Genomic DNA, 8,600 nt, shown 5'->3' on the forward strand with positions numbered 1-8,600 from the left:
GCGGGTTCAACGGTGAGGGCCGGAGACACTAGGCCGGCCGGGCGATTCCCCGCGTTGCCCGGCGGATGTGGTCAGGAGTGAGTCCGGTCAGCGAGGCGAGCTCCAAGTCATCGCAGACCTGGTTTCGGAGGGCGATCACCATCAGTGCCCCGCGGCGTTCCGTGATCTGGTCACGATGCCGTTCGGCTGTCCTGAGTTCCCCGCTTTTCTGCTTCAACGCAGCCACCTGCGTGCTGCGGGGGAGGCCGCTCGGATGGAGATCGTCATAAGCCAAAGCGATGGTCCTGACTGATTTCATGTTTTCCCCGGTGACCGCTGAAACAGTGGCGATGGTGAGCCCGTCCTCAATCGCCTGGGCCATCAGCTCGTTTCGGGCAGCAGTAAGGGTGCGGATGGCGGCCGTTGCGTGGGACAGGACCTGCCGATGGATCCCTAAGGCCTGCGCGAGCTTGGCACGTTCAGCGTGGTCCGGGGCCTGCGGTCGCGTTGCCTTCGCCCGGTAGGCGTACCGTCCGGTGGCTGCGCGACCTTGCAGTGAAACGCCGCGGGCTGAGCTGGTTTGGGCCGGCATTGGCTCCCTTTCGGTTCCGGAACAGCGCTTCTGACCCTTCGAATCTAGGCACTGTTCACCGGTGCAAGGAAATACCAATACCGCGTGAACCCATAAGCAAGGTGCATGGAAGAAGTGTCCCAAGGCGCGTCTGTGCGGATTCTGTCCAGCTAATGCCTGCAGAAACCCCACAGCGGGATCCACGTCATAAGACCCCCTTATAGATCCACGCACATTAGGTCTTATCCACAGCGCCCACGGATCCCTAGTCTCGAAAAAGGGGATACGCGAATCCGCGCGTCCTGAGTCCCACATTCCTGGAGGAGACATGTCCGACTACCTGCCGGCGTCGAGGGTCACCCGCATCAAGTCCTCAGCGAGCGTCGCCGCGGCCGCCCGCGTCCGCGAACTCAAAGCCGAAGGCATCCCGATTATCGACATGACCGTCGGCGAGCCGGACTTTGATACCCCGGACCACATCAAAGCCGCCGCCATCGAGGCGATCAACAACGGCGAGACCAAGTACACGTCGGTGACTGGCACGCCGGAGCTGCAGACCGCCATCCTGCGCAAAATCGAGGGCCACACCGGCCACCATTATGGGCGCAACCAGCTGACCATCGGCGGCGGAGCCAAGCAGGTCCTGTACGTTGCCCTGATGGCATCCCTTAATGCGGGCGATGAAGTGATCGTCCCCGCGCCGTACTGGGTTTCCTACCCGGACATGGTTCTCGCCAACGACGGCACTCCTGTGATCATTGCCTGCGGCGAAGATACGGGCTTCAAGCTCACCCCGGATGCCCTTGCAAAGGCCATCACCCCCAACACCAAGTGGCTCATCCTCAACGCGCCGTCCAACCCCACCGGCGCCGTGTACACCCGCGAGGAACTGCAGGCACTCGGTGCGGTCCTTGAGCAGCACCCGCAAGTCTTCATCCTCACTGACGAGATTTACGACGAAATCCACTTCGGCGACGGCCGCGTGACCAGCCTGGTCACGGCGGTGCCGGCGCTCAAGGACCGCATCCTGCTGGTCAACGGCGTCTCCAAGGCCTATGCCATGACCGGCTGGCGGCTCGGCTACGGCGTGGGACCGGCTCCCCTGATTGCGGCCATGAACAAGCTGCAATCCCAGACGTCATCGTGTCCGTCGTCCATCAGCCAGGCCGCCGCAGTGGCGGCGCTGAACGGTGATCAGTCGTTCGTCCGCGACAGCGTGGAGGTGTACCGCAAGCGCCGGGATACCGCCGTCGAGGGTCTCAACGCCATCAACGGCCTGTCCGTCGCGCCGGCTGAAGGCGCCTTCTATGCCTACGTGAACTGCGGAGGGGTAATCGGCAAGGCTACGCCCGACGGCAAGGTCATCGAGAACGACCAGGACTTCACGCTCTACCTGTTGGACGCCGCACGCGTGGCCGTCATCCAAGGCTCGGCCTACGGCCTGGGCCCGTACTTCCGGATCTCCTTCGCCACCTCGCTGGAGACCATCAACGCCGGCGTGGACTCCATCCGCGATGCCGTCAACGCCCTCAACTAGAAAGATTCAGACCATGATCCACGTCAAGACCAAATTCGAGCGCCCCGATGCGGACGTCGTCAGCCGCCTCGCGGCCTTTTCCTCCGCCACGATCCACGAAGCACAGGGCCGCCGTGGCGCCTTGAGTTCCAGGATCAAGCCGATCGACCGTTCCATGTCCTTCTGCGGTCCCGCCGTCACGGTCGCCTGCGCACCCCAGGACAACCTCATGCTCCAGGTCGCCATCCACTACGCACAGGCCGGCGACGTGGTGCTGGTCGGCGCCCAGGAAATGGCGGAAGCCGGCACGTTCGGTGACGTCCTGGGCAACGCCATGAAGGCCAAGGGCATCGCCGCGATGGTCACTGATTCCGGCGTGCGCGATACCCAGGACCTGATTGAACTCGGCCTGCCCGTCTTCTCCGGCAGCGTCAGCATCAAGGGCACTGTCAAGGAAACCCTCGGCCCCATCAACCACCCGATCGTCTTCGGCGACGAAATCATTTATCCCGGCGACATCCTTCGTGGTGACGCTGACGGCGTGGTGGTTGTCCGCCGCGAGGAGGCGGAGGAAGTCATCGCACTGTCCCAGGCCCGCGACGACCACGAGCGCGAACTCATCAAGCTCTACCACGACGGTGGCAACACCATCGAGCTGTGCGGCCTCACCGACAAGCTCAAGGAGAAGGGCCTCCTGGTCGAAGACTAGGCTCTTGCGCCAATGCCGGCTCCGCGTCTTGAAGGGCGCGGGGCCGGCCCTTTCGGCGTGCCTCCCAGCATGTTTTTGGGCATGGGAAAGGCGCCTTGCCCGGACTCCTGGGTCACTAGGACTCCTGGGTCACTAGGACTCTTAGGTCTCTACGGGGGGCATGGCGCCTTAGGATGCTGCAGCTCTGCTTGACGTTCGACGACGGGTGGCCGGGTCGCGGGGGCTGGCTCAGTCCAGTCCGGAGTGCCCGGGCCGTGTGTCCACCAAATGCCATTCGATGCTGTTGCCGGCGTGCGTGGGCATCAGGCTGCCTTCAAAGACGAACAGCGGCTCGCCGATCCCTCCGAGCGGACGCCAAAAACCATTCCGGGGGCAATGGAATCCGGTCCGTGCGCTGACCGTTCCGCGGGTTGGATTTGATACCCATCCGGCTGTGCTGATCTTTTTCACCGTTGTTTCCTTTGAACTTGCCCGCGGAATCCGTGAGCTGGTTTCGAATTGTTTGTTAATTCGATATTAGGAAATTAATACGGTCTTGAATAAGACCAAAGCCGTCTGTCCGGATAAGGCTTTGTTATGGATGGGCCGGGAGTTGCACGGGGTCGGTCCCATACTTGTTGATCAATTGTTGATGCAGCATCTCCTTGACCACCAGCAGCACGGCAGAGGCAGCCTCGGACAGTGGCTCGTGGTCCGGGGTGCAGAGGGCGATTTTGCTCTGCAGTCCGGGTTCCACGATCCGCAGCACCTTGAAGTCCTGGTCCGGGAAGAGCGCATCCGCGGCCGACTTGGGCAACACCGTGCCGCCGAGGTTGGCGCGGATGAGCCGGGTGAGGGAGGGGACGGATTCCACTTCGCCCACCAGTTTCAACGGCAGGTCCTGATCAGCCAAACCCTTCTCGATGAGCTGGCGCAGGGTGTGGTTCTTTTCCGGGAGGAACAGCCCCACGGTGCTGGCTTCGGCAAGGGTGATGGTGTCCCTGCCGTGGTCGATGTCCACATCAGGGTGCACCACCAAGTGGAGGTCTTCCACGATCATGGTGGTGAACTGAACCCCACGGATCTTCCCGGGCTCGTAGATCAGTGCCATGTCCAGGCGGCCGTTCTTGATGGCCTCGCTCAATACGCCGCCGAAGATCTCCGTCAGATGGACCACGATGTCCGGGTAGCGCCGGCCAACTTCGCTGATGATCTGGGGTGTCAGGCTGGAGGCCATGCTGTAAGGCGCGATCGCTATGGAGACGCGGCCGGAGGGTGCGGCCCCCGAGGATGCGACGTCTTGCCTGGCCTGTTCCACCAGCCGCAGGATCGACTGTGCGTGGCGGTAGAGCGTGTGCCCGGCAGCGGTGGGTTCCACGCCTTGTTTGCTACGGATCAGCAGGCGCTGCTTGAGGTCGTTCTCCAGTGCTGATACCTGCTGGCTCAAGGCCGGCTGGGCCACGTGGAGCGCGGCCGCGGCTTTGGTGATGCTGCCTGAATCAACGATCTGCACGAAGTATGAGAGCTTGCGCGTATCCATCGGTCTGCCTTCCTGGAGGGCCACGTCCCCGGGTGGCATGCGTTAGGGAAATTCTATCCGGGCGCCTGTGGGACCCAAGACACAGTACAGGGTGGTGCAGGTCATAACGGAGAGCTATCACGGGATAGCTATTAGGTCTTTGTGCAACGTGGTTGACCGATGCGAGACTTTTGGAAAGAACTTCAGGCGACGCTTTGGGATTCCAGGAGCGCCTGCCGTTTCCTCGGAATTAAATTCCAATGAAAAAACCCACGGAAAGAGAACCACGTGAACCCGACAATTGATCTTGTAGCGGATCTTGGAGAGGGATTTGGCGCCTACACCATTGGCGACGACTCCGAACTCCTGGAGATCGTAACAAGTGCCAATATCGCATGCGGGTTCCATGCCGGTGACCCCGACATCATGGCCGCCACTGTTGCCGCATGCGTTCGCCGCGGAGTAGGCATCGGGGCTCACCCGAGCTTCCCGGACCTGCGTGGGTTTGGTCGGCGTGACATGGGACTTTCTGCCAGCGAGGTTCAGAACGATGTCCTGTACCAACTGGGTGCCCTCAACGGCTTCGCGTCTTTCCACGGCACCAAGGTCACGCACATCGCTCCACACGGCCGGCTCGGCAACCTCGTCGCTGTCCGCGCCGACTACGCCCAGGCTGTGGCTGACGCTGCGGCCCGCGTGGACAACGAGCTCATCGTGGTGGCCCAGGAAGGCGAACTGGCTGCAGCGTCACGCAACGCCGGGCTCGACGTCGCAATCGTCGGCATCGTGGACCGTGCCTACCAGGAAGACGGCACGCTGGTTCCCCGCAGCCAGCCAGGTGCTGTGCTGCACGATCCCACGGAGATTGTTGAGCGCACGCTCCGCATGGTGGTTGAGGGCAAGATCCGCTGCGCCAACGGTGTGGACCTGGACATCGACGTCGACACCCTCCTCCTGCACGGGGACAACCCCGGCGCCGTGGAACTGGCCCGCCGGATCCGTTCCGCACTCATCTCCGCCGGCGTCACCATCTCCCCCCTCACGGAGGTCATGGACGCCAAGAGGAAGGCGGCCTGAGATGCCCGTGCTCACAGCGGCTCCCACCGAGATCTACGAATCCGGAGACTCCGCACTGCGTGTGGTTGCTATCTCCGAAGCGGGCGAACAGAACTGGCTGACCGTGCACGGACTGGCCGACTGGCTGGAAAGCTGCGGCGCTGAAGGCCTGCACGGAGCAGTTCCTACCTATGACTCCGTGCTGGTTGAATTCGATCCGATCCTCGTTTCGGCACGCCAGGTGCGCGCCTTCGTCAAACTCGGTCTCCTGGAAATCGCCCATTCCGGCGAGACAGCCAACGCACCCCGCGAGTTCGACGTTCCCGTGGCCTATGGCGGCGAGTACGGTCCGGACCTGGAGCGCGTTGCGCAGTACCAAGGGATTGCTGCGGACGAAGTCATCCGCCTCCACACTGAAAAGACCTACACCGTTCGTTGCCTGGGCGCGCCCGCAGGCTCGCCCATGATGGATGGCCCCGCGTTCCCCAAACCGGTGCCGCGCCTCAAGGACCCACGGCTCAGCGTTCCCGCTGGTGCAGTGGCCGTAGCCGGGCGACAAGCTGTCATCGCTCCGGCGGTGGCCCCCGGAGGCTGGTGCGTCATTGGACAGACCCCGCTGTCAGTCCTGAACATCCGTCGTGAACCGTTGGTCCCTTACAAGCCGGGCGACATCCTGCGGTTCCGGCAGATCCGCTCCGAGGACTTCAGCGACTTCGTGGGCATGGAACTGGAGCCCCTGCCATGAGCGGCGAAATCCTGATCCAGCAGCCCGGCAATTCGGTTGTCACGGACCTTGGAAGGACCCGCGGCCCCCGTTTCGGACTTCCCGTCAACGGTGCCCTGGACCAGTACTCGGCCCGTGCCGCCAACATCCTGGCCGGCAACCTGGACAACCATCCCTTGGTAGAGATCACCGCCCTCGACTTCCGGATGAAGGCCACCACCGACATCCTGATCGCCGTCACTGGTGCTCCGCTCACGCTCACTATTGGTGGGCGCCCCTCCACCCAGTGGGAACCCGTCTCGGTCCGTGCAGGTGAAACAGTGTCCATCCGGGGGATCCACCACGGCCTCCGCGCGTACCTGGCCGTCCACGGCTCGATCGAGGCAGAAACACTGCTGGGCAGCGTCGCCCCGGACACCGTGGTGGGCTTCGGGCTTCAGCTCAAAGAAGGGACCAGCCTCCTGGCCCGCAAGAGTGTTGGCCCCGTTCGTCAGCCGTATTTTGATCTTCCGCTCTTCCGGCTGGGCCTTGAACGGCCCCGCATGGACTCAGACTTGTTGGTCGACGTGACCGACGGGCCGGACGTCGCCGAGTTTGGTGAATCCGGCGAGTTGCTCTTTACCTCGGAATACGCCGTCAGTGGCCGCAGCAACCACATCGGTTTGCGGCTCGGCGGGGAACTTCCGGAAAGAACCTCAAGCGGCGAAGTCCTTTCCCGCGGAGTGCCAGTGGGCGCCGTCGAGGTTCCTTCAAGGGAAGAGCTGCTGGTACTGCACCGGGGCCGCGGCGTCACCGCCGGGTATCCCGTACTCGCAGTAGTTACCAGCACCGGACTGGATGTCCTGGCCCAAGCGAGGCCAGGGGACAAAGTCCGTTTTCGGAAAACCACAGTGGCAGAAGCAACTGCCACCCACAGGCGCTCGCGGGCCCAACTTGAAACCCTCCGCGAATCCGTCAACACCGTCTTCGGACTCCTCGGCATCGGATGCCGTCCCCAGTGGCAGGACCTACCAGTTGCGGCATGCAGCTAATAACCCTGTCGTCAGACCAGTAGGCGTTGCTACGCTCATCCCAGTAAGGAAAAGTCATGACCGCAAGCACCAACGCTGCGCCAGTGCAGCATGAGCGGCTCACCAGCCGCCAAACCCGCAAGGTTGTCACCGCAGGTTGTGTTGGCATCTTCGTGGAACTGTACGACAACGGCATTTTCGCCTTCATGGCGGGAACACTGGCCCTCGTCTTTCTCGCGCCGGGCAACCCGGACAACGCCCTGCTCTTCGTGTTCGCCGGTTACGCGGTGTCGTTCTTCGTCCGCCCGCTTGGCGCTGTGGTGTGTGGGTACCTTGGAGACCGGATCGGCAGGCAAAAGCTTCTCGTCTTTGTCATCCTCCTGATCAGTGTGGCCACTGCCGGTATCGGCCTGCTGCCTCCCTATGCGGCCATCGGCGTCGCGGCGCCCATCCTCTTGGTCCTCCTGCGCCTCCTGCAAGGCTTCTCCGTTGGTGGCGAGGCTGCCGGCGCCATGACCTTCCTCGCTGAGCACGCCCCTGAGGGCAAGCGCGGCATCATCACCTCCTACGCACAGATCGCCTCCTTCGCAGCTCTGCTTACCGGCACTTTGGTGGCCTTCTCCATGTCTCCCTGGCTCACCCAGGCAGCCATCGACGGCGGAGGGTTCGGTTCGTTCGCATGGCGCATCCCGTTCCTGGTCGCCATCCCCATGGGCATCATCGGCTGGTACATCCGCAAGGCCATCAGCGACACCCCCAACTTCGAGAAGCTGAAGGAAGAGGGCGGTCTCTCCAAGAACCCGCTCAAGGAAGCCTTCCAGTCCAAGGAGCACCGCCGCGCAATGCTCCTGGCCCTCTTCATCCCGCTGATGAATGGCTCCGGCTACTACGTCCTGTTCTCCTACATGCCCACGTTCCTCAAGGGCAAGCAACTGAACTTCACCATCGGTGAAGCCCTCCTGGTCACCGCCTGCAGCCTGGTTGTCATCTGCATCGCCATCCCGTTCATGGGAGCCCTGTCCGACCGCGTCGGTCGCAAGAAGGTCATCGCCGGCTCGGCCATCGCCATGGCAGTCCTTGGAATCCCGTCCTACGCCCTGATTGCCACCGGCGAGATGGGCCTGGCCATCCTCGGTGCCTGCATCATGGCCATCGTCTTCGCCGGCCACACCGCCGTCATCCACATCCTGATCGTCGAACTGTTCCCCACCCGTGTCCGCTACTCCGCTTACGGCCTCGGCTACAACATCTCTTCGGCCCTCTTTGGCGGCACGGCACCGCTGCTGATGACCTGGCTGATCGGCAGCACCGGCAACATCTACATGCCGGCCTTCTACGCAGTCATTACCGCGCTCGGCACGCTCATCGCGGTCAGCACGGTCAAGGACCGCGCCCACGAACCGCTGCGCGACGCCTAGCCCTACCCACACAGTGAAGTGGGGGGGGGGGGGGGGGGGGGGGGGGGGGGGGCGGGCGGGCCGCCGGCGCCGGGGGGCGCGCGCCGCCGGGTGGGGGGGCGGCGGCGAGCACCCAGCCC

9 protein-coding genes are annotated in these 8,600 nt (G+C 63.3%); 6 read left to right on the forward strand and 3 right to left on the reverse strand.

Annotated features, from left to right (window positions below; all coding sequences use genetic code 11):
* Positions 1 to 28: 28 nt before the first annotated feature.
* Positions 29 to 571: a hypothetical protein gene (locus LN996_RS13450; RefSeq protein WP_231340878.1), complete on the reverse strand. Its 543-nt coding sequence runs from the start codon at positions 569 to 571 to the stop codon at positions 29 to 31.
* A 307-nt stretch (positions 572 to 878) separates the two neighbouring features.
* Between LN996_RS13450 and LN996_RS13455 the strand changes: the two genes are divergently transcribed.
* Positions 879 to 2,087 (forward strand): aspartate transaminase, encoded by a 1,209-nt coding sequence (locus LN996_RS13455; RefSeq protein WP_231340879.1) that lies wholly within the window; start codon positions 879 to 881, stop codon positions 2,085 to 2,087.
* Between the two features lie 13 nt (positions 2,088 to 2,100).
* Positions 2,101 to 2,775: a 4-carboxy-4-hydroxy-2-oxoadipate aldolase/oxaloacetate decarboxylase gene (locus LN996_RS13460; RefSeq protein ID WP_231340880.1), complete on the forward strand. Its 675-nt coding sequence runs from the start codon at positions 2,101 to 2,103 to the stop codon at positions 2,773 to 2,775.
* A 228-nt stretch (positions 2,776 to 3,003) separates the two neighbouring features.
* On the opposite strand, the gene LN996_RS13465 is transcribed toward LN996_RS13460, so the two are convergent.
* Positions 3,004 to 3,225 carry a hypothetical protein gene (locus LN996_RS13465; protein ID WP_090824211.1) on the reverse strand — a complete coding sequence of 74 codons (222 nt, stop codon included), beginning with the start codon at positions 3,223 to 3,225 and terminating at the stop codon, positions 3,004 to 3,006.
* A 124-nt stretch (positions 3,226 to 3,349) separates the two neighbouring features.
* On the reverse strand, positions 3,350 to 4,294 hold the full coding sequence (locus tag LN996_RS13470; RefSeq protein WP_231340881.1) for a LysR substrate-binding domain-containing protein: 945 nt from the start codon (positions 4,292 to 4,294) through the stop codon (positions 3,350 to 3,352).
* A 267-nt stretch (positions 4,295 to 4,561) separates the two neighbouring features.
* Between LN996_RS13470 and LN996_RS13475 the strand changes: the two genes are divergently transcribed.
* The 4 genes from LN996_RS13475 to LN996_RS13490 are packed head-to-tail and all read left to right on the forward strand — an operon-like array spanning position 4,562 to position 8,481.
* Positions 4,562 to 5,350: a LamB/YcsF family protein gene (locus LN996_RS13475; protein ID WP_231340882.1), complete on the forward strand. Its 789-nt coding sequence runs from the start codon at positions 4,562 to 4,564 to the stop codon at positions 5,348 to 5,350.
* A gap of 1 nt (position 5,351) precedes the next feature.
* Positions 5,352 to 6,074: an allophanate hydrolase subunit 1 gene (locus tag LN996_RS13480; RefSeq protein WP_231340883.1), complete on the forward strand. Its 723-nt coding sequence runs from the start codon at positions 5,352 to 5,354 to the stop codon at positions 6,072 to 6,074.
* Positions 6,071 to 7,084, forward strand: a complete 1,014-nt coding sequence (locus LN996_RS13485) for a biotin-dependent carboxyltransferase family protein (RefSeq protein ID WP_231340884.1) — start codon at positions 6,071 to 6,073, stop codon at positions 7,082 to 7,084. Before LN996_RS13480 ends, LN996_RS13485 begins: the two co-directional genes overlap by 4 nt.
* Before the next feature lie 56 nt (positions 7,085 to 7,140).
* The gene (locus LN996_RS13490; RefSeq protein ID WP_231340885.1) at positions 7,141 to 8,481 is read left to right on the forward strand and encodes an MFS transporter; all 1,341 of its coding nucleotides are present in this window, start codon (positions 7,141 to 7,143) and stop codon (positions 8,479 to 8,481) included.
* The last annotated feature ends 119 nt before the right edge of the window (positions 8,482 to 8,600 follow it).

Source organism: Arthrobacter sp. AK01, assembly GCF_021109375.1.
In the GTDB taxonomy this organism is placed as follows: Bacteria; Actinomycetota; Actinomycetes; order Actinomycetales; family Micrococcaceae; genus Arthrobacter.